The following is a 26,578-nucleotide window of genomic DNA, read 5'->3' on the forward strand; positions in this document are numbered from 1 at the left end:
GTAACGCAATGCGTTGTAATACTATATAAGTATGTTATGCAGATTATATTGTCGCATTATTGGGCTCATGTGTCTATCGAATCTGCTGGACTAAGTGATTATCGAGGGTGATGCAGTCTTTCAAAAAAAGGTTTGACAACCTTTACCAGCAGTTGTAATATAAACGGCATACGAATCGAATACCAAGTGAATCGACCAGATAACTGGAGATATTGCGCTGTTGTACAAGGACCTGATGATTATGGCACTTGTTAGGCGTTATATCTCTATTTTTTATGCTTTTAACCAAGTAAACAGGTAAGAATAATTAATTTGAGAGGATGGTGAGCTATATGTCCGCAGATACACTCGTTATTGAGCAAGTGAACAAGGTTTTTCATACTCCGACCGGAAATGTGATTGCGTTACAGGGAATCGATCTGCGCGTACGCAAGGGAGAGTTCGTCACCTTAATCGGCCCTAGCGGCTGTGGTAAGAGCACGTTGCTCAAGATTGTGGCAGGGTTGGACACATCGTTCGAGGGGAGTGTGCACCTTAACGACAAGCCGATCTTTGGACCGAGTATCGAGAAGGGATTTATTTTTCAAGAACCGCGCTTGTTTCCTTGGTTGACGGTGGAGAAGAATATCGCGGGTAATCTGTCTCTCAAGCAGAAGGAAGTACGAGCCAAAGTAGATGAACTCATCGAACTGGTAAGGTTGAAGGGGTTCGAGAAATCTTATCCACGAGAGTTGTCAGGAGGAATGGCTCAGCGTGTAGCCATAGCGCGGGCACTGCTGCGAAATCCGGACGTGCTGCTGCTGGATGAACCGTTCGGCGCACTGGATGCATTCACTCGCTCGCATATGCAGGAGGTGCTGCTGGATATTTGGCAGAACAATCGCACGACGATGCTGTTTGTTACTCACGACCTGGATGAAGCGGTATTTCTCGGCGAGCGGGTCGTGATCATGAATCCGCGACCTGGTCATATTCGTTCAATATTACCAATCGATCTGCCTTTTCCGCGCAAGCGGACGGGGGCTTCGTTCCAGGAGCTGCGAACATTGGTATTACGTGAATTCGAGAAGGTAGAAGAACCGGAGTTCGATACGGGAGCGGGAATTTAACATACGTAAAGTTTTGGACAGTTAAACGATAGATAACGGGGGAGAGACGTAATCATGAGATCAAAGAACAAGAGCGCTGTATTCATTCTACTATTCATCATTTCTGTATTGGCTTCCGGATGCGCAGGCACAGACAGCGAATCTCAGGTTCGTGCCGTAGCGAAGGGGGCGGACGGTCAGTATGATGATCTGATCGTCAGGCTCGGCGTACAGGGAAGCGGGGGGTTGTTTGGCAAGGCCCGCGAGGCAAAGTGGTTTGAGGATGAGTTCGGCAAGCTGGGGGTCAAGGTGGAGTGGGCAGAGTTTCAAAGCGGACCGCCGATGACGGAAGCGATGGCTTCGAATCGTCTGGATTTTGCGGGCTTAGGCAATATGCCGATTATCGCGGCTCAGGCGGCAGATATTCCATTTAAGGTTATATCCCAGAGTCTGCATGGTCAGAAGAATGTGGCCATTATTGTGCCGCCAGACAGTACGGCCCAGTCGCTGACTGATCTGAAAGGCAAGAAGATAGCCGTAACCAAGGGAAGCAACGCGTTTAACTTTCTTTACCGGGGACTGGCGGATGCGGGAGTCAAAGTGTCTGACATTGAGATCATTCAGCTTCAGCCTGACGAAGCTCAACCGGCTTTTGAATCAGGCGGGGTAGATGCATGGGCAACGTGGGACCCTTATATAACCTTGAATACGTTGACAGGGAAAGGCAAAGTGCTGGTCGATGGCGAGCAGATTGGCGTTCTGTCGCCATCTTTCAATATTGTACGGAAGGATTTTGCCGATCAATATCCGGATCTCGTGACGCTCTATCTTAAAGTGCTGAACCAGACGCTGACTTGGGAGAAGGAGAATGAAGCGGAGGCCCTTAAGCGATATGCTGACGAGCGGGACGTTCCAGAGGAAGTGATCCAGGGTACTTTTGACCGATCTAGATCCATCAATATCCCGGTAACAGATGAGATTATAGCAGAACAACAGAAAACGGCAGATTTTCAATTCGAACAGAAAACCATCCGCAAAAAAATCCAGGTTAAGGAGGTATTTGATAATCAATACATAGAGGCCGCATCCAAATAGTGCAAAACGAAGGTGAGAGGAGGCGTGTTATATGCTCCAAGAAGGAATCAGTAAAGGGGCGGTGGTTATTCCCACCGAGCCTGTAAAAAGTCTGAAACGAGTAGAGCGCCAAGTTCTAATCAAGTTTACTAATGCATTGATAGGCTGGCTTGTTCCTCTCTTCATCGTCATCGTGTGGCAGATTGCAGGATCATTAGGGTGGCTTAATCCGATTTTGCTCCCGACTCCGCTCGAAATTTGGAATGAATTCGTTCTGCTAACAAGCACGGGCGAGTTAATCCATCATCTTGGCATTTCATCCTGGCGAGCGCTGCTTGGATTTTTGCTCGGCGGCGGCCTGGGTTTGGCTGCTGGCCTATGGGTAGGCTTCTCCTATAAAGCGGAACGGCTTGTCGATCCGTCGTTGCAAATGCTGAGGACACTTCCCCATTTGGCGATAGCGCCGCTATTTATCTTATGGTTTGGTTTTGGCGAAACCTCGAAAATACTGTTAATCGCCAAAGGCTCGTTCTTCCCGTTGTACGTGAATACTTTTCTCGGGATCCGATCCGTGGACAACAGGCTGTTTGATGTTGCGCGCGTGCTGCAGTTTAGCCGCTGGGATTTGATCCGTAGATTGATCGTCCCGGCATCGCTGCCCAACATATTTCTCGGGATCCGTCTCTCGATTGGCGTTGCGTGGCTTGGACTGGTGGTAGCTGAACTGATGGGCTCCAGCTCCGGTATCGGCTATATCATTAATGATGCACGTTCTTTCTCATGGACGACCGTCGTATTCGTCGGAATCATTGTGTTTGCACTCGTCGGAAAGCTTTCGGATTCTCTCGTGAAATGGCTTGAAGGCAGGCTGTTGCGTTGGCGGGACAGTTATAAGGGAGGCGGCCGTTCATGAAGACCGAGTTAACACCACAAGCGTCCGTAAAGAAAGATGGACTCATTGCAATTCCGGCCCCGCTGCATGCTTGGCTGTTGCCCATCATCATTGTTGCTGCATGGCAGGCCGCAGGAGATTTCGGCTGGATTTCGGCGACCTTGTTGCCTACACCGCTGGTCATTGCTAAGCAGTTCGTGAGTTTGGGATTTAGCGGTGAGCTATGGGAGCATTTTGGAATCAGTATGATGCGGGCACTATCTGGCTTTTTCCTAGGCGGGTTAACCGGGCTAGTTTTAGGGTTGTCTACTGGGCTCGGCAAAATGGCGGAGCGTACGTTGGACCCTTCCATTCAGATGCTGCGGACGGTACCGCTGTTATCGCTGATACCACTTTTTATTCTCTGGTTCGGTATTGGGGAATTCTCGAAGATTCTCATGATTTCGCTCGGGGCATTCTTTCCGATGTATGTGAACACCTTTCTTGGCATTCGCAGCGTGGATGTGAAGCTATATGAAGTGTCGCGGATATTTCAATACTCGAAGCTGAGATTGTTAACGAAGTTAATCATTCCATCGGCACTGCCGAATATCCTGCTGGGGATTCGGTTATCGTTAGGAGTATCGTGGCTTGTCTTGGTTGTTGCCGAGATGATGGGTACGAGTGCGGGCATCGGTATATGATTCAGGACGCGAGAGCTTACTCGCAGACAGATATCGTTTTTGTAGGGATCATTATATTCGCGATAGTAGGTAAATTGTCAGATTCGATTGTACGGCAATTAGAATCCAGGCTGCTTGGATGGAGAGAGACCTATAAAGGTTAGGGTTAGGGACTGCATAACTAAGGTATCATCACGCTATTGAAGCTGGAGTAGAGTAGGGCGCTGTTGAGAGGAGTGCTAAAGAGATGGTAACAACCAATCGAAGGCAAGATCAGATGCATCTGGGTGCATTTATATATTATACGGGACATCATTATGCCGGCTGGCGCCATCCGGATTCTGAAGTAGAAGGACTGTTTGGCGTAGAGCTCTATAAGAAACTGGCAATCACGGCTGAGCGCGGTAAATTTGATATGATGTTTTTTGCCGATTTACTGTATGTCACACAAGTAGAGCATTCCGCATCGGGCATGCTTGATCCACTCACACTGTTGCCCGCACTTTCCACGGTCACGGACAAGTTGGGCCTTACGGCTACTGTGTCCACAACCTATAATGAGCCCTACAATGTGGCGAGGAAGTTCGCCTCGCTCGATTGGATCAGCGGCGGCCGAGCAGGCTGGAATATCGTGACCTCGCAATTGGATATAGAAGCCCATAATTATGGTAAGCTGAAGCATCCAGAACATGGCTTGCGTTACGAGATGGCTCGGGAATTCGTTGAGGTTGTTACAAGATTATGGGACACATGGGAAGATGACGCACTTGTGCTTGATCGTGAGCAAGGCTCATTCGCAGAGGGTGCGAAAGTGCAGGCTGCGGATTATACAGGTCAGTGGTATTCTACCAAAGGACCGCTTAACGTTCCGAGACCACCGCAAGGTTACCCTGTTCTGATTCAAGCCGGGTCATCCGACCCTGGACAGAATTTTGCAGCTCAGTACGGTGAGGTTATCTTTACAGCGCAGCAGTCGAAGCGAGCAGCGCAAGATTTCTATCAGCGTGTCAACAGTAAACTGAGTCAGTATGGACGTAAGCCTGGAAGCTTAAAGATCATGCCCGGCTTATCCCCTGTAATCGGGGCAACGGAAGAGGAAGCTTGGCAGAAGTTCAATGAGCTGCAGTCACTGATTCCGGCATCTGCAGCGGTTACGGTTCTATCTGGTTTTTTAAACTACGATTTGAGCAACTACCCGCTGGATCAGCCGCTGCCAAGCGACATTCCAGACCCGGTTGCTGCCTCGAACGGGATGAAGAGCCGAGTTCAACTCTATATGGATATGGCCTACCAGGATAATTTGTCCATACTGGAACTGGGTAGGAAAATCTTAAGCGCGCGAGGACATATGCAGTTTGTCGGAACGCCGGAACAACTGGCCGACATGATGGAGGACTGGTTTGCGGAGCGTGCTTGCGACGGATTCAACATCATGCCTCCGGTATTGCCGGGTGATCTGGAGGATTTTGTGGATTCGGTGATTCCATTGCTACAGGAGCGAGGCCTTTTTCGAACCGAATACACCGGTTCTACATTAAGAGAGCATTTGGGCTTGGAGCGGCCTGGTGTCGGGCATTTCCGTAAGGAGTCTGTGCAGGCAGCGGTGAAATGAGTAAATGATGTGTGTGATAACGATGGACTGGTCCAATGGACATGTTCATCGTTATTTTATTCTGAGGAGCAAGTCTCGCCACGAAGACTTGTAAAGCGCGGAAGAAGTTCATTGCCCAACGAGCTCAAGTAGTGCCGTATAATAGAGGTACTAATGTCTAAGTATCTAGGACTTATTATTTTTTCACCAGTATTGTCAGAAATACGAAGCCTTTCGAGTCATATGAGTAGTCAACGATACGAAAGAGGGTTGTGAAGTTGGAATCGACAGTTGGGATAGCATCTACATTCGTTCAGTGGGAAGAACTTGAGGATTCCGAACTGGTCCGATACGCGCAGGCAGGAGAACAGGAGGCATTCAGTGAGCTTGTCAGGCGACATCGGTCCAAGGTATACGGATATGCCAGGTCCATCACGCGGGAGTCTTACATGGCGGAGGACATCGTACAGGATGCCCTGGTACGCGCATTTATGCATCTCGGTAAATTGGTGGATGTCCAGCGCTTTCTGCCTTGGGTGCACCGGATTGTCCGTAATCAGGCGTACACTCGTCTGAAGGGAAAGACTTCTGGAAAAGAGCTTACTTTCACGGATCTTGAAGGGGCTGGCCCAAGCGATGGTACCGACAACCAGCAATGGAATGACCTTGACAGCATACTCCGCAGGTTAAACCGTTCTGCCAAGGAGGCGACCGAAGCTTCAATGTGCCGGAGGAGCGACTTGTGCAGCAGGAGACGCTGCAAGTGATCACGGGAATTATTCAATGCCTGAAGCCGCGAGAACGCCTTGTTTTCGAATCCCATTTCTTCGACCAACTGTCGCCGCAGGAAATTGCAAAGCTGTTCAACCTCTCTTCCGCTAATGTGTATCAGATCATCTCGAGGTCACGAAAAAAAGTGATTCAAGAGAAAATTCGCGTTACCGTTGACGCTTATATTAGAACGAGAAGGGATTGGGGAACGATGAACAAGCAACAATTGACGTATGAAGGTGCATTAACCGATGCTAACAGTTGGACCTCTGCAGCTGATGCAGTGTATAAGATGCTGCATTTTACCGACCGCAAATTATCCATGCCGATGGTGATGGGATTAACAGGCCATGCCTTTAGGATAAACATCATCGCGCCCAATGTGCACATTGCAGGACCAACCGCATACTCTTTTGGGAAGGTGATCTCCCGGGGGCTCCATAATATCGGGTATGACTCCAAATATGTTGACGGCATGACATCAGAGATCGGTCCCAACACCAATCTGCTGGATCCATCCGTTATGGAAAAGAGTGCTATGGACAAACGCAGCATACACCAAGAGTTGCCCAAGGCACTGGATCTGATCCACAGCTCATTGGATCGCGGTTATCCGGCACTGGCATGGGATATATTCTTCCCTGAGTTTGGAACGGTGTATGGATATGACGACGATACGAGAACGTTATACGCGGAACAATGTGGAAGATTGGATACACTTCCCTATGAGAATCTTGGCCGGAGTGTATTGGAAGAAATCTTTGTATTGATAATTGAAGGTTCCATTGAATTGACGTTAAAGCAACAGCTTCAACGTGCCCTTGAAACGGTTATCGAACACTATGAGGGTATCGAGAATGCCGTTCCAACCGCCGTTATAGGATTAGCCGCCTATGATGCGTGGATGACATCACTGGAGGGTGGTGAGGTGGAGCCTAATGGACACGCCTACAGTATCGCTGTTCTGCGAGATGCTCGATTCCATGCATCCCAATTCTTCCAAGAATTGATTGCATCATGGCCGGATGACAGCGATGTACACCCACACTTGACTGATTTATTCGTAAAAGCCACAACGCTGTACAACGGCATGTATGACAAATTGAATGTTCTTCATCAAATGTTTCCCTTCCCGGATGGTGGAGAACCGAATGTAAAGGCTCAATCCGTAACAACTATCGCTTTAGTTCAGGAGATTAAGGCTTTGGAATATCAGGCCTTAGACGTGCTCAAAGAGATCTACAGAACATTAGATCTGTAAAAAAACGGTGAAGACGTATTTACAACTTTGCGTGTTCTGTTCTAAAATGGCATTAAATTAATATCATACAAAAGCTTCCCCACTTTTTATTGTTTTCTGGTCTCCAAAACAATGAGAGGTGGGGTTTTTGTCGTGTGGGGGTAGAGAAAACTTGTTTCAATTACTAAAAAATTCGTTGTATGTGTTTTTGGGAGCATGTTGTTTTGGGATCTTATCTACGGTGGTAAAGCTGGCCTATCGGGAAGGGTTCGTCTTTCAAGAGGTGATGATGAGCCAATTCGGTACAGGCTGGTTTATTCTGCTTGTCCTCATGCTGATCTTTGGCAGGCAGAAGATTACAGGCAAGCAGTTCATCCGTCTTGCTGGCGTCGGCGTATGCACATGCTTGACGGGCGTGACCTATTATCTGGCGTTGCAGAGCATTCCGGCATCGATCGCGGTTGTATTGTTATTTCAATTTACCTGGATCGGCGTCATAATCGAGGCCATCGTGAAACGGCAACGGCCGGATAAATCCACCGTCATCTCGGTTATCATCTTGTTCATTGGAACGATTATGGCCGGAGGAATCCTGGGTACAGGCGAGATTCAACTGAATTTGAAGGGAACTTTGCTGGGACTGGGAGCTGCACTGATGATGGCTTTGTTTGTATTTTTCAGTGGTCGGGTCGAGACGCAGATGTCACCAATCACCCGCAGCTTTTATACCTCAACGGGTGGTCTGATTCTGCTGACCATCTTGTTCACGCCGAAGGTGTATACGGAGGTATCTCTTTTTGACAATGGATTGTGGCTGTACGGCTTCATCTTGGGGGTATTCGGCGTTGTATTGCCTGTACTGTTGTTTGCTCTTGGCGCTCCTAAAATCAGCACAGGGCTAGCTACCATTCTTGGGGCTGGAGAACTTCCGGTAGCCGTTACGGCTTCAGTGCTCCTCTTAAGCGAGCAGGTACATGCTATTCAGTGGTTTGGCGTCCTGATCATCCTGCTTGGGATTGCATATCCGCAGCTGGTGGCGCGGAAGCGGGTGGGGGCGTCAGTGGTACAGAGCTAAGAGCAGGGATTAGATAGGTTTGTGAATGAATATGCCGTTCACAAAGTAATGTTCGACTTGATGTAATTCTCCTCGGCCAGAAACTGAAAGTAGAGCATCCGCACGGTGTAGCAGAGAGGGCGAATCGATTCCGGACAAGCGGTAGCGGTCGTCTAAAAGCTTTCCACAAAGAAAGCTACTTCGAAAGCATATGCTTTGCTCTCACATTTCATCCTTGCCTAGAACCATTCCAAGAAATGTGAGAGCAACAGCAGGGGAGGAACGATTCGTACGCGGAGCGTCGCCCAGCAGCAAAAGGGTATTTCGCAAGATCTCCCCATAGGCAAGCCTCAATGCATCACTCCAAGATCTCAATTCCAAAGTCGACCAACTGTTCTCTCCCCATAATATTCATGAGCACTTTGGCTCGCTTTTTATGTTTATCGACCTTTTTGATCAGGCTTTCCATACCTTTCAACGGACCCGATTGGACGATAACATGGGAATCTTGGAAATAGACCTGGGAATATTCGATAACTTCATTTTCGTTGATCAGCTTCAGAACGACATGCATCTCTTCGCTGGGGATTTCCTTGAAGAAGTGTGATTCTTCTGGTCTTTCAGATGTAACGCTAAGCACTTGAGCATCCGGGAGAATTGATTTTTTATCCTTGTTATTCAGATAATTTAGTGTGTTGTAAATAAAAGGATTTTCCTTTAATGTATAATATATGGAAAAACTCATCTTCGTTTCGACAAACACGTATCCGGGAAAGAGCGTTTTTATGACAGGCTGTACGTTACGGTCCTTTTTCTCCGGTACTTTTCTTTTAGGAATCACACTATGCAGCAAGTTGTTATCGAATCTGGTATCAAGCCATCGTTTGATGGAAGATTCGTATCCGGTCTTCACAAATAAAGCATACCATGACATAAGTAATCCTCCCTTCTTATTAGATGATGAAGATCATATCAAATAATTCAAGAAAAAAATGTCGAAATAAGGAATTAAAACAAAAAATAAACTGCTAATCATATAAAGACTAATAGTTTACAAATAAATTATTATATAATAATATATTGGTAATGAATGACTTAATTTAACAACAACTTAAACGGACTTAATCGACGTTTCGGCGCGTTAAGAGTATTTAAGGGCCATACACATACACGTGATTAGTGTTAATGCTTACGAAGTCTCCTGCAATTTGGGGGAGGGCCTCGTAGGCATTTTTATGTTCTTTTTTGGAAAACCGATGCACAAGTTCCACTTTAATCTGTATCAAGGGGGCCTCCTGAAGAGGGATGACAAATTCATGCTGGGAAGTGATGGTTGAACATGTAATGTCCGATGAAGGAACGAGTCTGAACGCGGCAAGTTTATGCCTCTTTTCTTGTACTGAAGAGGAACAGCTACTGAAGACGACAGAGCTTCTTCATCATGAAGAATGGAAATATTATCGCTCTCTCCAGTTTGAACGAAGGATCAGAAGTTATCTGGCAGGCAGGTATGCGGCTAAAAAAGCGATTAGCATGTACTTAAAGGAGGATGATCTGAGCCAAATTCGTATTGAACGGGGCGTTTTTAACCAGCCCCTCGTGGTTCATGCACAGAATGTACAAGTTAGCATAACGCATTCTGGCCATCTAGCCGCCGCGGTCGCATTCTCGGAGAAGTTCCCCATGGGAATCGATATCGAGCAGATTTGTGAGGGCAACCGGGATGTTCTACATAACCAAATAACAGCCAAAGAATTAAACCTGATTCAATCCCTGCCATATTCTGAGGACCAATTGCTGACATTGGTCTGGACGGCTAAAGAAGCACTGTCCAAAGTGTTGAAAACGGGTTTATCCACGCCATTTGGCATATTTGAATTGCAGCAAATCAACGTCAAGAATGATGTTTTTGTGAGTTGTTATGAAAATTTCTATCAATACGAAACGGTTTCTTTCATGCTAGATTCCTTTGTCTGTTCAATTACGTATCCGAAGGGGATGGGGCCCAATATTGAGGCGATCAAAAAAGGATTAGACATACCGATACGAATCTAATTGGGAGGATGGTAGAGACTTATGCTGGCTTATGTATTTCCGGGACAGGGTGCCCAGAAAAAAGGAATGGGCGAAGGGCTTTTTGATGAGTTTGAGGATTTGACTGCGCAAGCGGATAGTATTCTGGGATATTCGATTAAGAGGCTCTGTTTGGAAGATCAGGATTCCGAGCTGAATAAGACGCAATTTACCCAACCCGCATTATACACCGTTAGTGCATTAAGCTACTTTAAGAGGATCAAAGATTCGGGGAGCAGCGTCGACTTTGTTGCCGGACATAGTCTGGGGGAATACAACGCCCTGTTGGCAGCAGGCGCTTTTGACTTTGCGACAGGATTGAAGCTTGTGCAAAAAAGAGGTGAATTGATGAGCCGGGCTGCAGGCGGCGGGATGGCAGCAGTTATCGGACTAAACGAGGATAAACTGACAGCGGTGCTGCAGGAGCATAAGCTGGATGGCATTGACATTGCCAATCTGAACAGCCCCCATCAAATCGTGATTTCCGGCGCTAAAGCGGACATGGATCATGCCATGAAAGTTATCGAGTTCCACAAAGACGTGACGATGTGCATTCCCTTGCGAACGAGCGGAGCTTTTCATTCCCGGCATATGGAGGATGCAGCGAGGGAATATGATGCTTTCCTGGAAAGCTTTACGTTTAACGCATTGCGTATTCCGGTCATTTCCAATGTGCATGCCAGACGATATCGACCAACGGATGTTAAACGTAATCTGGTCCAGCAGATTACCAGTTCCGTTAAATGGACGGAGAGCATCCGCTATTTAATGGGGCTTGGCGTACAAGAATATGAAGAGATTGGACCCGGGAGGGTTCTGACGGATCTAATAACCAGAATCAGGTCAGAGGCAAGCGCGCTGGTCGTCAATGAGCCTGAAATAGTTGAGGAATTCGCAACTGAAAGCCTGGATGAAGAATGTATCGAAAGTGGCGTGGAGTTACCGTTGGTATTGGAGTCAACGACTGTGGAAGCATCAAGGGTGGAACCGGCGGCTGCGGAACCATCAGCAGAATATAATATTCTTCCTTCATCACTGGGAAGCGCCGACTTCAAGCGGGACTATAATCTGAAATACGCCTATATGACCGGCGCTATGTACCGCGGCATTGCCTCCAAGGAAATGGTTGTAAGAATGGGAAAGGCAGGAATGATGGGTTTCTTCGGTGCCGGTGGCTTGAAATTACCGCAGATTGCGGATGCAATTCTATACATACAGCAAGAACTTTCGCAAGGCCAATCCTACGGCATGAACTTGGTGCACAATCCTACTGAACCTGAGGTTGAGGAACAAACCGTGGATCTTTTTCTGCGGAGCGGCGTGAAGGTTATGGAAGCGGCAGCTTTCATGAATATTACGCCAGCATTGGTTAAATATCGTGCCAAGGGCTTGACACGCGATGAATACGGAAGGGTTGTTTCTTCAAAGAAAATCATTGCCAAGGTGTCGCGGCCGGAAGTTGCGGAAGTGTTTCTAAGTCCTGCACCTGAGCGGATCATTACCAAGCTGTTGGAGGACAACAAAATCACCCCGGACGAGGCTCTAATGCTTAGGGAAATTCCGGTTGCCGATGATATTTGTGCCGAGGCGGATTCCGGTGGCCATACGGACGGGGCCGTGGCGTATGCGTTAATGCCGGCCATGATTAAATTGCGGGATGAAATGATGGATAAGTATCGATACCACAAAAAAATCAGGATCGGAGCTGCCGGTGGAATCGGTACGCCAGATGCAATATCGGCAGCTTTTACATTAGGGGCTGACTTTATCGTCACCGGTTCAATCAATCAATGCACGGTGGAGGCCGGAACCAGCGACGAAGCCAAGGATCTGCTGCAGCAAATGAACGTTCAGGATACGGAATACGCGCCTGCCGGAGATATGTTTGAGATGGGGGCGAGGGTGCAGGTGCTGAAAAAGGGACTTTTTTTCCCAGCGCGCTCCAATAAATTATACGACTTATACCGTCAGTACAACTCCATTGATGAGATAGACGAGAAGACCAAGGCGCAGATACAAGACAAGTACTTCAAGCGCAGTTTTGAGAGCGTATATGATACGGTCAGAACGCGCTATCCACAAATTGTCGAGAAAGCAGAACGGAATCCGAAATATAAAATGGCCATGATATTCAGATGGTATTTCAGTTATAGTACACGCTTGGCATTACAGGGCGACCAAGAAAATAAAGTCGATTATCAAATTCATTGCGGACCGGCTTTAGGTGCGTTTAATCAATGGGTTAAAGGAACTCAGCTTGAGCCGTGGCGGAACCGCCATGTGGATGAGATTGCAGAGAAACTGATGGTGGAAACGGCGGCTCTGCTGGACCGGAGATATAAGAGCTTCTGCATGCTTTCAGAGGCGAATGGCGCAGCGGGTCATCATGACAGTCGAATCACTCAAGCGGTTTATTAAAAGTGAGGTGTACCTATAAATGAAGAACGAGATCGCGATTATTGGTATAGCTTGCCGGTTTCCGGGAGCACAGAACTATGAAGAATTCTGGGATAATCTAAAAGATGGCCGTTCGAGCATTCAGGAGATTCCGAAGGAGCGCTGGGATTGGCAGGAATATTGGGGCGACCCACAGACTAAGAACAAGAGCAACAGCAAGTGGGGCGGTTTTATTCAAGACGCGGACGCTTTTGACCCGGGCTTTTTTGGTCTCTCGGCTAGGGAAGTGGAGGCGACCGATCCCCAGCAGCGGATCATGCTGGAATTATCGTGGTCTTGCCTAGAGGATGCCGGAATTCGCCCATCCGAACTATCAGGGGACAAGATCGGCGTTTATATGGGGGTCTTTAATTTTGATTACAAAGGATTGCAGGAGCAAAGCGATCAGGTTATTGAAACCTATCATTCCATAGGCACGGCTTCGGCCGTCATCGCGAATCGGATCTCGCATTATTTTAACTTGAAGGGTCCGAGTTTTCCGATCGACACCGCTTGCTCAAGCTCTTTCAACGCGATCCATTCCGCAGCCCAGTCCATCCTGCTCGGAGAGAGCAACATGGCGCTTGTAGGTGGCATCAGCCTTATCCTCACGCCTTCCCGCCATATTTCCTTCTCTAAGGCCGGCATGCTGTCTCCAACCGGTTCGTGTAAAACATTCGACGACAGTGCTGACGGCTATGTGCGCAGTGAAGGTGCAGGCGTCGTGCTGCTTAAGCCGCTTGAGAAGGCGCTGGAAGACGGGGACTCCATCTATGGCGTCCTGAAGGGAACGGCCGTTAACCATAATGGCAAGACGCATACGCTCACCTATCCCAATCCGGAAGCACAGGCTGATGTCATAGCCGAAGCCCATCGGAAAGCCGGTATACCCGTGGAGAGCATCAGTTACATAGAGGCTCATGGGACCGGCACGCCGAAGGGAGATCCCATGGAGTTTCAAGGGCTTGTGAAAGCTTTTCAATTACTCAGTCCGGAAGACTCCGACAAGCTGAACCATAATTACTGCGGCCTGGCTCAGTGAAAACGAATATCGGGCATCTGGAATCCGCGGCTGGCATTGCTGGCGTGATTAAGGTTCTGATGTCCATGAAATATAAACAGCTGCCCGGCTTGCAAAATTTCAAAAAACTGAATCATCGTATATCAATCGAAGAGAGCCCGTTTTACATGGTCGATAAGCTCCGAGAGTGGAAGCTGCTTGAGAGCGAAGATGGACAGACCTATCCGAGGCGCGCGGGCATTAGCTCTTTCGGGTTCGGTGGAACCAATGCGCATGTCGTCCTTGAAGAAGCACCCGTTGCCAAGAAAAAGCAGAGCAAAAAACTCCCTCAATATGTAGTCTGTTTATCTGCTAAAACAGAAGAATCGCTTCGCCAAAGGGAACAAGATCTGGCACAATGGCTTAACAAACACGGGCAGGGCATCTCGCTAACGGATGTCAGCGCAACCCTGCTTCTTCGCCGGGAACATTTTGACGTAAGATCTGCTTATGTCGTCAGGGATTTGCATGAGCTTCGCGAGAAATTACAACAAGCAGCCGACAAAAGTAAACCTGAAGGGTATTTTCATGATCGAATCCCGTTGACAGGGAAGAAGGAAGAGCCGCTCTTTGAACATCTGGGCAAGGTGCTAGTAACCGAGCTTCAATCTATCAAGAAGAGCAGCGTGCAAGAATACGGCCATAAACTGACGGCATTGGCAGAATTGTATGTCAAAGGGTATGAGGTGGATTGGAAGGCCATATTCCCGGCCGATAAGATAGCTCATGTCCATCTCCCCACCTATCCTTTTGCGAGGGAGCGCTATTGGATACCCGAACCCGAACTAGGGATTTCGGAGGTCGGCGCGGCAGCTGAGCGTGCAGCAGCCTCCTATATTCACCCGCTTCTGCACCAGAATACATCGGATTTCTCAGAACAGCGCTACAGCTCTACCTTTTCGGGCGAAGAGTTTTTCCTGAAAGATCATATGGTGAATAATCAGCGTGTCTTACCCGGCGTCGCTTACCTTGAAATGGCTCGGGAAGCCGTCTCGAAGGCCGCTGGATCTTCATCCCTAGCCAACTTCCCGATGCGAATGGAACATGTGGTTTGGGCCAAACCTATCGCGGTTGGGAACCATCCGGTTCAAGTTCATATTGCGCTTTTTCCTGATGAGCAGGGCGATGTTTCCTACGAAATTTACAGCGAGCCAGAAGAGGGAAATGAGGAGTCCGTTGTTCATAGCCAGGGAAATATTGCAGTTCGTCCAGAGCTGGTCAACGAAACGAACCAGGTGAATATCGATGATTTAAAAAAACAGCTAGCCAGAGTCGATGTTGCAATCGCGCAATACTATGATGTTTTCAAGCTAATGGGAATACATTATGGACCTGCACATCAAGGATTAGAAGAGGTATACGCGGGAGCCGACAGTGTCTTGGCTAAGCTGTCGATCCCTTCCTCGGTTCAGGGCACCGGGGAGGATCCCTATATCCTGCACCCCAGCTTACTGGATTCGGCGCTCCAGGCGGCCATGATCCTGATGCTTGGCTCGGACCTGACGGACGTGTTGGACGGCAAGGTTGCACCGAGGCTGTTCTTGCCGTTTGCATTGCAGGAGCTTGATGTTATGCATAGCTGCTCATCGATCATGTGGGCGCAGGTTCGGTATAGTCTTCAAGACAGAAGCTCAGGAAAGTCAGAGAAAGTCGATCTTGAACTCTATGATGGACATGGGACTTTATGCGTAAGGATGATAGGTTTATCCTGGAGGATACTTGCTGTAGAAGAGGCCTTACTCCAAACCCAGGTTAACACGGGCACGATCTTGCTCCATCCTTCCTGGAAGGAACAGGACGCTGCGGGGGATAAGACATTCTTGAATAATGATGACCATTGTGTTGTGTTATGTGAAATGGACGAAGCGGCAAAGAAGAGCATTGAATCGCAAATGGAAGGCGTCCGTGTCCTGTCCTTGCAATCGAAACGCAAAAACCTGAAGGAACGGTTTCAAGCTTACTCGGGCAACCTGCTTGATGAAATTCAAAGCATTCTGAAAGACGGCTCCAAAAAGAATGTATTCGTTCAAATTGTAATCCCAGCGCAGGGTGAGCATCAGCTGTTTACCGGTTTATCGGGGCTTTTGAAAACAGCGAGACTGGAGAACCCTAAAGTGGTGGGGCAGATGATTGAGGTTGATCAGCGGGTAACGACGGAGCGGTTGGTCGACGCGTTGAGAGAGAATTATCTCAACCCCGGGGAGTTCCATATTCGTTATCTGGAAGGGAAGCATCTGGTTAAAGGCTGGGACGTCATGAAGACTCCCGCTACAGAAGAAAGCCCTCCTTGGAAAGAGAATGGTACGTATTTGATTACGGGTGGCATGGGAGGTCTGGGGTTGATCTTTGCCAATGAGATCGCTAAACAGACGAAGGAAGTGACGCTCATTCTTACCGGCCGTTCTGCGCTCGGTACCGAATCAGCGCTTCAACTGGAGGCATTAAGATCGCAAGGCGCCAGGGTGGAGTACAGACAGGCAGATGTGTCGAACCTCAAAGAGGTAGAGCAGCTCGTTCATAACGCTGCAGCCGAATTTGGGGGGCTTCAGGGAATCCTTCACAGCGCCGGTGTGATTAAAGACCGTCTCATGCTCAATAAAACAACGGAAGAACTGCAGGCCGTTTTGGCACCAAAAGTTGCAGGGCTCGTTAATTTGGATCAGGCCAGCAAGGAATTGAAGCTTGATCTTTTTGTCGTTTTTTCATCGGTATATGGAGTTATGGGCAATCCGGGACAGGCAGATTATTGTTCGGCCAATGCTTTATGGATGCGTATGCATCATATAGAAATGAACTTGTGCAGGCGAAGGAGCGAAGCGGGCACACCTTGTCCGTGAATTGGCCTTTATGGAAAGACGGCGGCATGCAGGTAGATGAACAATCCGCGCAGATGATGAAACAGCGGTTAGGGATGACAGCTATCGACACGCGTTCAGCAATGCTTGCTTTCAATCATGCCTGGATGTCCGGTAGAGATCAGGTGCTTGTCATGGCAGGCAATCCAGAGCTTTTCTATGCCAAATTGACGGAGCAGCAAGTTGTGAAGCCTGCGGTACCGTTGCAGGCCACTCTTCCGACTTCGGAAAATGTCCCTTTCCTTCAAAAGAGCGAAGAAGTGTTAACGGAAAAAGCGATCACCTTCATAAAGAAGCAGCTATCAGCCGTCTTGAAACTGCCCGTTCAGCGAATAGAAGCGGATGCACCGATGGAGCATTATGGCATCGATTCCATCATGACCACTCAATTGACGAACGAATTGGAGAAAACCTTTGGCTCATTGTCCAAAACGCTATTCTTCGAATATCAAAATATTCGCGAATTGACCGGGTATTTCATCACGGCATACGAGGATAAATTGATGGAGGTTCTGGGAGAGAGGGAAGCCGTACAACCTGCAGAATTCGCAGAACCTGTTGCTGTTCAACAAGCGGAGCCATTCCTTTCGACACAAGGGTCGACGATGCGGAACTTTGCGAGCCTTAGACGTTCAAGGCTATCATTGCCAACCAGGGACGAACGGAATGAGCGCATGAACGAAGCGATGGATATTGCCATTATCGGCGTGTCCGGACGTTATCCCGGTGCCGAGAATCTCCACCAGTTCTGGGAGGTACTGAAGAATGGCCAGGATTGCATTACGGAAATACCGAATGACCGCTGGGATTACCATTTATATTTTGATGAGGATCGCAACAAACCGGGAAAAACGTACAGCAAATGGGGCGGATTTCTGCAGGGCGTAGACCAGTTCGATCCGTTGTTTTTCAATATATCGCCGCGCGAGGCGGAAATGATGGATCCGCAAGAACGTCTCTTTTTGCAATGCGTTTATGAAACCCTTGAGGATGCGGGTTATACCCGGGATAACCTCGGCCTATACAACGGCTTTGGGTTGGAGGGCAATGTTGGCGTCTATGTCGGGGCCATGTATCAGGAATATCAGCTGTATGGGGCTCAGGAACAAATCCAGGGAAATCCCCTTGCGCTGCCCGGACTTCCGGCATCCATCGCTAATCGCGTATCTTACTATTGCAATTTCCATGGTCCGAGCATGACCGTAGATACGATGTGCTCCTCCTCCATCACAGCGATTCATCTCGCATGTCAAAGCCTGCAGAGAGGGGAATGCGAGGTTTCCATCGCAGGCGGGGTCAACGTCTCGATTCATCCCAATAAATATTTGTATCTGTCACAAGGAAAGTTCATATCCAGCAGGGGAAGATGCGAGAGCTTTGGCGAGGGAGCAGAGGGATACGTACCCGGTGAAGGCGTAGGCGCGGTGCTGCTTAAACCGCTGTCCCAAGCGGTTGAGGACCGTGACCAAATCTATGGAATTATTAAAGCAACGGCAATTAATCATGGGGGAAAAACCAACGGATACACGGTCCCTAATCCTAAGGCCCAAGCGAGCGTAATTGGCCGGGCCTTTAAGAAGGCGGGGATTGAGCCGCGGGCGATCAGTTACATGGAGGCGCACGGGACAGGGACTTCACTCGGAGATCCCATTGAAATCGCCGGTTTGAACAGTATATTCCAGGAGTATACGGATGATAAGCAGTTCTGTGCTCTCGGTTCGGCAAAATCAAATATCGGGCATTGCGAGAGTGCGGCGGGAATCGCAGGTTTGACCAAGGTGCTGCTGCAGCTTAAATACAAGCAGTTAGCTCCTTCGCTCCATTCCCGCGTACTGAATCCCAACATCGATTTTACCGGTACGCCGTTTGTCGTTCAGCAGGATCTTGTCGACTGGAAAAGACCCGTGTTAGAGATCGATGGAGAACGGAAGGAATACCCGAGAATAGCGGGCGTATCGTCCTTCGGTGCGGGAGGGTCGAATGCCCATATCGTTGTAGAAGAATATATCCCAACATACGAAAGATCTTCGCCAATCATAGTAGATAGTCATAATCCGGTCATCATCGTGTTGTCAGCGAAAAATCAGGAGCAGCTGAAGCTGCAGGCGCAGCGCCTCCTTAAGGATATCGCGGATCAATCGTATCCGGAAGACAGCCTGATTGATATGGCGTATACCCTTCAAATCGGACGGGAAGCATGGAGGAGCGACTGGCCGTGATGGTATCCACGATGAGAGAACTGGCGGATAAACTTACGGATTATATCGAAGGCCGAGATCATGTGGAGGGCGTGCATGATGGCCAAGTTAAACGCAACAAAGAGGCATTATCTGTGTTTGCCAGGGATGAGGAGTTGCAGGAAGCCATCGTTAAATGGATACAGCGCAAAAAATACAACAAACTCGCAAGTCTCTGGGTAAAAGGTTTGAATGTGGAATGGAGCTTGCTTTACGGCGATACTCGACCGCACCGGATCAGCCTGCCGGTCTATCCGTTTGCTCAAGACCGTTACTGGTACCCTCAAGCGAATATGGACTCGTCGGGAAGCAGTTCGGTAACAAAACATGCCGTCACTCCTGCTCGCCTTGAAGGTAATGTCGAGCGTAAGATGTGTTTGTTGAACAAGACGTGGATACCAGCATTAATAGAAGTTTCAATTGACATGAATCGCTTTAAGAATCGAACCATTGCCGTATTGGCGACCCAGGAAACGATGGAATTAGCCGTCCAGGTGTCCGGACATTTCACAAACAGCCGGATCATTGATATTCAGAATATGGCACAGGAATTTCATCAGACCGAGCAGGACTGGAAGCAATATGGCGGCTGTATTGACGTTGTCGGTTGCGGCAGGCAGGCAGCGGGTCTGACCGGATGGATTCCCTGGCTTCAAAAAGTGATTGAACATGCTGACGAAGCGGGTCTGATACTGCTTGGCGTAACGCAAGGGCTGGAGTCGTTCCTCAATGATGAGGTCAATTTGTCCGGCGCTGATCGCGCGGGATTGTATCGAATGCTGCAAAGTGAGTATAGCCGCTTGAAATCTCGTCATATGGATGTGGATACAGCAAGTGATGTTCTTATCACGGCTGAGCAAATCGTGAGCGAATTCGCAGCTGAATGTCAGGATACGGAAATTGCTTACCGCAGCGGCAAGCGATACCGGGCAGCCCTGCAAGAGGTGCAGGATCTCAGCACTGGCAAGTCACCGTTCACTTTTCCAAAGGGTCATGTACTTTGGATTACAGGCGGGACCCGGGGAATTGGGTATGCATCTGCCGTGCATTTTGTAAGGAAATACGGTGTTAAGAAGCTGGTTCTAACCGGTCGGGAAGCGCTGCCTCCACGAGAGGAATGGGGATTTTACAAGGGTCAGCATACGGCCACAGCTCGCAAAATTGAAGCGATTCAGGCTTTGGAAGCACAACATATAGAAGTGAGGGTCCTAGCGGTATCCTTAACGGATGAGCGTGCGATGCGGGAGAGCAAGGAATTGGTCAAAAAGTCGATGGGACCTATTGGAGGCGTTATACATTGTGCTGGACTCATTGATACGTATAATCCGGCGTTCATAAGAAAGCCGGTTGAAGGAATCAATCAGGTTTTTGACCCGAAAGTGGCGGGACTACAGGTACTCTATGATTGCTTTAGGCAAGAATCTTTATCATTGTTTGTGCTTTTCTCGTCGGTATCGTCTACGATTCCGGTTTTAGGTTCTGGACAAAGCGATTATGTTATGGCGAACGCTTACATGGACTATTTCGCGGAGAAGGAACAATACGTAAATCCCGTAGTCAGCATCCAGTGGCCGAGCTGGAAAGAGATCGGGATGGGAGAGGTGAGGAGCAGGGCTTACGAGCAAACGGGTTTGCTGAGCGTGACGAATGAAGAGGGGCTACAGTTGTTAGATCGGATTCTCGCAAGCAGAACAAGATCGGTGGTTCTGCCGGCTGTTGTGAACCCGGAGTTATGGAATCCTGGCAAGCTTATGCATATTGCCGTCCAGGAGAGCTCGGAGGGAGGCAGGGGACAGAAGCGAGGCAGGCAGAAACCCATGCCGACTTCTTCTAAGACCGCCGAGAGCCTGTTGAATATAACGCAGGAGTGGCTTACCGAATTGTTGGCAGAAGAATTGAAAATTCCGTTGTCCCGGCTTGAGCTGGATACAGCATTTCAGGACTACGGCGTAGATTCGATTATGATCGCTCAATTGCTGCGCCGAATGAATCAACTAGCCGAGTTGGATCTGGAGCCTACTCTGTTATTTGAATATCCGACCATCGAATCATTGGCGTCATGGCTCGTCAGTACCCATCCAGGAGCCGTATCACAGGTGCTGGAACCTGCAAATATCGAAGAAACTGATATCGAAATGAAAGATTCTTCATCGCGTGTACCCGTGGCTACAATAGAAAGAGGGCCATCGAATCATCGTATTCGTGGAGCCGTTTCTTCTGATATAGCGGTGGTGGGTTTGTCATGCCGATTCCCGGGTGCCGAGTCGCTTGAAGAATATTGGAGGGTATTATCAGAGGGAAGATCCGCGATTCGTCAGGTCCCGCATGAAAGATGGGGGGAATCAAGCCAGTTCTATGCCGGATTGTTGAATGACATTACAAGCTTTGATCCGTCATTCTTCCTCATCCCTGAAGCAGATGCCCGAGCCATGGATCCTCAGGCACTATTGGTGCTGGAAGAGAGCCTGAAGCTGCTATGCCATGCCGGGTATACGCAACACGAGATGAAGGGCAAACCGACAGGTGTCTACCTCGGAGCTCGAACGCAGCATCAACCGGAAGAATCAAGTTTATATCAAGCACGTAATCCCATAGTGGCCGTCGGGCAGAACTATTTGGCTGCCAACATCTCGCAATTTCTTGACCTCCGCGGTCCAAGCGTTGTAATGGATACAGCATGCTCTTCGGCCCTGGTTGCGATGAACATGGCAATACAAGCGCTGCATGCAGGAGATATCGATTCAGCCATTGTCGGCGGCGCAAGCCTGTTGACAACGAATAGCGCGCACAGAATATTCGAGCAACGGGGGATATTAAGTCCGGTGCAGGACTTTCATATGTTTGACAAACGAGCAAATGGTGTGGTGCTAGGAGAAGGCGCAGGCATGGTACTCTTGAAGACTGTGGAACAGGCTCTTGCAGACGGTGACCGGATCTACGCTGTCATCAAGGCCCTCGCCGTTAACAATGATGGGCGGACGGCAGGACCTTCAACTCCGAATATCCAAGCACAGCGGGAAGTTTTACAATCGGCATTGCGCAAGAGTGGAAGGACCCCTGAGGAGATCAGTTATATTGAGACCAATGGTTCCGGAACGACGGTGACCGATCTGCTGGAGCTTAAGGCGATTCATTCGGTTTATCGGGAATCGAGCATGGTTCCGCTGGGGCTGGGATCGATGAAACCTAATATCGGGCATCCGCTATGTGCCGAAGGTATTGCGAGTTTTATTAAAGTGGTATTGATGATGCAGCATGGGCGGTTTGTTCCTTTCTTATCTGGTGGAGAAGCTATGACGCATTATGACATAGAGACCTCGCCGTTTTATTTTAGCAGAGAAAATACCGAGTGGACCCATACATCGAGAACGGCTGCCATTAACTGTTTTGCCGACGGGGGCACTAACGCCCATGTGATTCTGGAGGAAGGCACGGATTTGGCTCTTCAACGCAATACAAGGCAGCCCATACCGATTCCGGCATTAAACAAACAGCGGCTTTGGCAGAGACATTCCATGACGGTGCCAAGCAGCACAATAGCAGCTAACGTTCCTGAGGATATTTTTTGGGACAAATTCGACTAGGAAGGAGCAAGCGTATGTACGAACAATTTAACCTGTCAGCGAAGAATCCGATTATCAGCAACCATAAGGTGTACGGACAAGAGTTATTGCCTGGACTGGCATATATCGATCTTATATATCAAGCGTATAAGAAGAACCACTATTCTTTCGACAGACTTGAACTTCGAAACTTGAGTATTTTTAAGCCGCTTGCTGCTGTGCCGGGTTATTCTGTCAGACTTGGCGTGCATTGCAATGAAATTTCTGCAGGTACATGGCAGATTCGTCTCGAGGGCCAGAATCAGCGCGATGGCTTACTGGAACCGGAAATAACCTTGTATGCTACGGCCGAGATGGTTCTTATCGATCCGGTGTCGTATGAGGATACATTGGATATGAGCCTCGTGAAGCGGTCGGTCAACAGAGAGCTCAGACTGCATGATATATATGAAGAGTATCGAAGCCAGGAATTGGTTCATACCGGATTTATGAAGCAGAAGGCCTAATCTATGAACTCGATACCGCAGTGATTCTGGATCTTTCCGTGAGCCCGGTCGCTAGCTCCAGCTCGCAGCAATTCCTATTCCATCCTGCGCTGATTGACGGCAGCGGTGTAGGGGCAGGGAAAATATTTGCGCCGGGTGTTGAGCAGGAGCAGCGATTGTTTTTGCCTCTCAGCTATGCTGTATTTCATGCCTCGGAGCTGCTTCAGCAGCGGTGCATCACAAGGGTACGGAGAGCATCGGTGCTCCATAAGAACGAATTGATGTTTTGGACGATGGAGTTTTTTAATGCGGATGGCAAAAAAATCGGGGAGCTAAAAAATTTCGCAGGTAAGCTTGTTCGCGATGCCGGATTGATCAATCCGGAACGGAGGATGGCGACTCCATTAACTCAAGCGGTGGAGTCCATCAGCGGAGTTCCCGTCACCTCCCATAAGATGGCTCATGATACGGGTGCCGCAGGCGATGCGGCACCCGTTATTTCTATCGAAATGTTCTTGCGGCAGCTCATGGCTGATGCACTGAAAAGATCCGTGGAAGATATCCATCCCGATGCCGGTTACTATGAGATGGGGCTGGACTCCCCGGGCTTGTTAGGGATTGTGAGATCGATTGAGTCTAGGATCAATATCTCCTTATCACCGACCTTATTGTTTGAATACACAACCATTGCTGAACTTTCCGCTTATCTCGAAGAGCATTATGCTTCAACATTCAAGCAATTCCATGCAGCAATAGAGGGAGCCGCTACTGAATTACCTTCCGATACAGAGTTCTTGGGCTCGCATATGCCTGCAACTCCTATTGCTCCTTCTGCATCGGGTTCCAATCCCCATGAAAGAACGGCAGCCGATGATGATATTGCCATAATCGGGATGTCCGGCCGATATCCGCAAGCCAGAAACCTTCAGGAATTCTGGGCGAACTTGCAGGAGGGAAAAGACTGCATTAGCGAGGTGCCAGAATCTCGGTGGGATCGAAAGAGGCTGGACGGAATCCAATCGACTGGTGGGAAAGCGATGTCCAAATGGGGTGGATTTATTGAGGATCCGGATTGCTTCGACCCCAAATTCTTTAGAATCTCTCCTCGCGAAGCGGAAACGATGGATCCACAGGAGCGGCTGTTTCTGCAAACTTGTTGGGAAGCCATTGAGGATGCGGGATATACGCCCAAATCATTAGTGAAGCCTCGCGGCAATAATAACAGGCGGAACGTAGGCGTTTTTGCCGGGGTGATGCATAAGGATTATTCTCTGGTGGGGGCAGAGGCCATGTCTCAAGGTGAGGCGTTTCCACTCTCATTGAATGTGGGTCCTATCGCTAATCGGGTTTCGTATTTCTGTAATTTTCATGGTCCGAGCATGACCGTGGATACACTGTGTTCCTCATCCCTTACGGCTGTCCATCTGGCCATGGAAAGTTTAAAACGAGGCGAAAGCGAAGTGGCTTTGGCTGGTGGCGTAAATTTATCCCTGCATCCGGCTAAGTATATGACCTATGGAATGTGGGGGATGCATTCAAGTGACGGTTATTGCCGTACCTTCGGCGAAGGAGGCGATGGCTATGTCTCAGCCGAAGGCGTTGCTGCGGTTCTCTTAAAGCCTTTGAATAAAGCCATAGAAGACCATGACAGAATTTATGCGATCATGAAGGGCAGTGTAATTAACCATGTTGGAACCGTAAGTGGAATCATGGTGCCTGGACCAGTGGCGCAAGGGGAAGCGATTTCCGATTGCCTGAAGCGATCCGGCATCCATCCACGGACGATTCGTTATGTGGAGGCACATGGTACTGGAACCTCACTGGGCGATCCGATTGAGATTGAAGGATTGATGAAAGCCTTCGGCAGCTATACTCAAGATCGGCAGTTTTGTTCGATTGGTTCCGTAAAATCCAATATAGGGCATGCGGAATCGGCAGCCGGGGTGATCGGTCTCCAGAAAGCAGCGCTCCAAATCTATCACAAAACGCTTGTTCCTTCACTTCACGCGGAGGAATTGAATCCTTACATCGATTTTGCACAATCGCCGTTTTATGTGCAGCGTGTCACCGAACAATGGAAACCGTCCGTGTTGATGGAAGATGGACGGCAGGTTCGGTACCCGCGGCGGGCGGCATTAAGCTCGTTTGGAGCCACCGGCTCCAACGCCCATGTGATTCTAGAAGAATACATAGATACTACAATACGGGGAGCCGCACAGACGAAGCGTCGGCAGGACCGACCCGTGATTGTTCCTCTATCGGCTAAAAATAAGGAGCGGCTCCAATCCTATGCTGTAGAGCTACTCCAATACCTGCAAGGGATACCTGCTCGAGAGAAAGCGCCAGATAGAGAGGTGGAAGAGGCGCAACTAACAAGCTTTTTGGAGGGGAGGATCAGAGGATTACTTGCCGAGATCATTCATGTTCAAGAAGAACTTATCGAAGTAGGAATTCCATGGAGTGAATATGGAGTCGAACCCGTGCACATCCGGCAGCTGAAGGATAAGATTCTGGACGAATTCGTCGTTGATATCGACGATAGGGAATGGGTTCAGAGGAGCACGATTGCTTCGGTCGCGGCACATCTGCTGGACGAGCATCCGGAGTTCATGCGAGCCCAGGGTGAGACCGCCGTTCATCATGAAGCCTTTACTCAGGAAGAAGGGGATCAGAACCAGGATCAGACCTTAACCTCCCTGGAAGACGTAGCCTTTACGCTGCAGGTAGGGCGCGAAGCTATGGAAGAACGAGTTGTTTTTGTCGTTCGGGAGATTCCGGAATTGATTCGGGGGCTTCAGGCCTTCCTCGACAATAAAGAAGTGCTTGAACACGGCTATAAAGGTGGAGTCAAACCAAATAAAGATCTGGTTTCATTATCTTCTGCCGGGAAAGCAAATGAGGAAACCGTTAGCCAATGGATTCATGAGGGGCGCATGAGCCATCTGGCTGAGTGGTGGGTTAAGGGGTTCGAGATCGATTGGAATTTACTATATGTTGACAACAACAGGCCTTCCCGGACCAGCTTGCCCACCTATCCCTTTGCACGGGAGCGCTATTGGATTCCTGTAACCGGTAAGGGAATCGAGGCTGCAGCGGAAGTCGTCATCCATCCGTTGCTGCACCAGAACACGTCCGATTTCAAGGAGCAGCGATTCAGCAGCAGGTTTACCGGCAATGAATTTTTCTTGTCGGATCATGTTGTGAAGCAGAAGAAGGTCTTGCCGGGTGTGGCATATCTTGAGATGGCACGCATTGCAATGATGCAATCGCTTGGAAATCTCCCGGATGATCAGGCAGGAATTCGCTTGAAAAATGTGGTTTGGATTCGACCGGTTTCCGTGGAGGGATCGCCAGCCCTCGTGAACCTTCGGCTGCTCCCTGATGAGCATGGAGGAGTTGGCTACGAAGTATACAGTATGCCTCAGGAGAATACGGGCGCTGAGCTTACCGTACACAGCAAAGGCCATGCGGAGCTTGTACAGCTTGGCACGGAGGTG

13 protein-coding genes and 3 pseudogenes are annotated in these 26,578 nt (G+C 48.9%); 15 read left to right on the forward strand and 1 reads right to left on the reverse strand.

The features are described 5' to 3' along the window. Positions 1–332: 332 nt before the first annotated feature. The 8 genes and pseudogenes from JCM10914_RS04830 to JCM10914_RS04860 all read left to right on the forward strand — a co-directional run bounded on the left by JCM10914_RS04830 (position 333) and on the right by JCM10914_RS04860 (position 8,393). The gene (locus JCM10914_RS04830; RefSeq protein ID WP_023958054.1) at positions 333–1,109 is read left to right on the forward strand and encodes an ABC transporter ATP-binding protein; all 777 of its coding nucleotides are present in this window, start codon (positions 333–335) and stop codon (positions 1,107–1,109) included. A gap of 54 nt (positions 1,110–1,163) precedes the next feature. Then, the gene (locus JCM10914_RS04835) at positions 1,164–2,183 is read left to right on the forward strand and encodes an aliphatic sulfonate ABC transporter substrate-binding protein (protein WP_023958056.1); all 1,020 of its coding nucleotides are present in this window, start codon (positions 1,164–1,166) and stop codon (positions 2,181–2,183) included. Positions 2,184–2,214: 31 nt separating this feature from the next. Beyond that, complete coding sequence (locus JCM10914_RS04840) at positions 2,215–3,075, forward strand: ABC transporter permease (protein WP_023958058.1); 861 nt, start codon at positions 2,215–2,217, stop codon at positions 3,073–3,075. Further along, a pseudogene (locus JCM10914_RS04845) lies at positions 3,072–3,880 on the forward strand (ABC transporter permease). Before JCM10914_RS04840 ends, JCM10914_RS04845 begins: the two are co-directional and overlap by 4 nt. 83 nt (positions 3,881–3,963) lie before the next feature. Next, on the forward strand, positions 3,964–5,328 hold the full coding sequence (locus JCM10914_RS04850) for an LLM class flavin-dependent oxidoreductase (protein WP_023958065.1): 1,365 nt from the start codon (positions 3,964–3,966) through the stop codon (positions 5,326–5,328). Between the two features lie 257 nt (positions 5,329–5,585). Further along, on the forward strand, positions 5,586–6,074 hold the full coding sequence (locus JCM10914_RS31255) for an RNA polymerase sigma factor (protein ID WP_269433832.1): 489 nt from the start codon (positions 5,586–5,588) through the stop codon (positions 6,072–6,074). Then, the gene (locus tag JCM10914_RS04855; RefSeq protein WP_269433833.1) at positions 6,050–7,339 is read left to right on the forward strand and encodes a sigma-70 family RNA polymerase sigma factor; all 1,290 of its coding nucleotides are present in this window, start codon (positions 6,050–6,052) and stop codon (positions 7,337–7,339) included. The genes JCM10914_RS31255 and JCM10914_RS04855 overlap by 25 nt, the downstream gene beginning before the upstream one ends. Positions 7,340–7,490: 151 nt before the next feature. Further along, the gene (locus tag JCM10914_RS04860) at positions 7,491–8,393 is read left to right on the forward strand and encodes a DMT family transporter (RefSeq protein WP_036716994.1); all 903 of its coding nucleotides are present in this window, start codon (positions 7,491–7,493) and stop codon (positions 8,391–8,393) included. A 337-nt stretch (positions 8,394–8,730) separates the two neighbouring features. Here JCM10914_RS04860 and loaP read toward each other — a convergent pair whose 3' ends face one another. Continuing rightward, positions 8,731–9,306 carry an antiterminator LoaP gene (gene loaP / locus JCM10914_RS04865; RefSeq protein WP_023958073.1) on the reverse strand — a complete coding sequence of 192 codons (576 nt, stop codon included), beginning with the start codon at positions 9,304–9,306 and terminating at the stop codon, positions 8,731–8,733. A gap of 371 nt (positions 9,307–9,677) precedes the next feature. Between loaP and JCM10914_RS04870 the strand changes: the two genes are divergently transcribed. The 7 genes and pseudogenes from JCM10914_RS04870 to JCM10914_RS31655 form a co-directional block, all read left to right on the forward strand. Then, entirely contained in the window at positions 9,678–10,427 is a 750-nt protein-coding gene (locus tag JCM10914_RS04870) for a 4'-phosphopantetheinyl transferase superfamily protein (RefSeq protein WP_023958075.1), read from the forward strand. 21 nt (positions 10,428–10,448) lie between these two features. Then, entirely contained in the window at positions 10,449–12,863 is a 2,415-nt protein-coding gene (gene fabD / locus JCM10914_RS04875; protein WP_023958077.1) for an ACP S-malonyltransferase, read from the forward strand. A gap of 19 nt (positions 12,864–12,882) precedes the next feature. Further along, positions 12,883–13,923 (forward strand): polyketide synthase, encoded by a 1,041-nt coding sequence (locus tag JCM10914_RS04880; RefSeq protein WP_023958078.1) that lies wholly within the window; start codon positions 12,883–12,885, stop codon positions 13,921–13,923. Continuing rightward, positions 13,920–16,778, forward strand: coding sequence for an SDR family oxidoreductase (locus JCM10914_RS04885; RefSeq protein WP_023958079.1), 2,859 nt, complete (start codon positions 13,920–13,922; stop codon positions 16,776–16,778). Before JCM10914_RS04880 ends, JCM10914_RS04885 begins: the two co-directional genes overlap by 4 nt. A 272-nt stretch (positions 16,779–17,050) precedes the next feature. Continuing rightward, positions 17,051–22,617 (forward strand): annotated as a pseudogene (locus tag JCM10914_RS31650) (beta-ketoacyl synthase N-terminal-like domain-containing protein); the annotation flags it as partial. Between the two features lie 14 nt (positions 22,618–22,631). After that, on the forward strand, positions 22,632–23,102 hold the full coding sequence (locus JCM10914_RS04900) for a polyketide synthase dehydratase domain-containing protein (protein ID WP_023958089.1): 471 nt from the start codon (positions 22,632–22,634) through the stop codon (positions 23,100–23,102). Between the two features lie 485 nt (positions 23,103–23,587). Beyond that, positions 23,588–26,485, forward strand: a pseudogene (locus JCM10914_RS31655) (beta-ketoacyl synthase N-terminal-like domain-containing protein); the annotation flags it as partial. Positions 26,486–26,578: the final 93 nt, after the last annotated feature.

It is taken from the genome of Paenibacillus sp. JCM 10914, assembly GCF_001315105.1.
GTDB lineage: Bacteria > Bacillota > Bacilli > Paenibacillales > Paenibacillaceae > Paenibacillus_AQ.

What these genes read in the sequence shown, in the direction of transcription:
- JCM10914_RS04850 (WP_023958065.1), top strand. Translation starts at nt 3,964, where the DNA reads ATGGTAACAACCAATCGAAGGCAAGATCAGATGCATCTGGGTGCATTT.
- JCM10914_RS04830 (WP_023958054.1), top strand. Translation starts at nt 333, where the DNA reads ATGTCCGCAGATACACTCGTTATTGAGCAAGTGAACAAGGTTTTTCAT.
- JCM10914_RS04835 (WP_023958056.1), top strand. Translation starts at nt 1,164, where the DNA reads ATGAGATCAAAGAACAAGAGCGCTGTATTCATTCTACTATTCATCATT.
- fabD (WP_023958077.1), top strand. Translation starts at nt 10,449, where the DNA reads ATGCTGGCTTATGTATTTCCGGGACAGGGTGCCCAGAAAAAAGGAATG.
- JCM10914_RS04840 (WP_023958058.1), top strand. Translation starts at nt 2,215, where the DNA reads ATGCTCCAAGAAGGAATCAGTAAAGGGGCGGTGGTTATTCCCACCGAG.
- JCM10914_RS04870 (WP_023958075.1), top strand. Translation starts at nt 9,678, where the DNA reads ATGACAAATTCATGCTGGGAAGTGATGGTTGAACATGTAATGTCCGAT.
- loaP (WP_023958073.1), bottom strand. Translation starts at nt 9,306, where the DNA reads ATGTCATGGTATGCTTTATTTGTGAAGACCGGATACGAATCTTCCATC.
- JCM10914_RS04900 (WP_023958089.1), top strand. Translation starts at nt 22,632, where the DNA reads ATGTACGAACAATTTAACCTGTCAGCGAAGAATCCGATTATCAGCAAC.
- JCM10914_RS04880 (WP_023958078.1), top strand. Translation starts at nt 12,883, where the DNA reads ATGAAGAACGAGATCGCGATTATTGGTATAGCTTGCCGGTTTCCGGGA.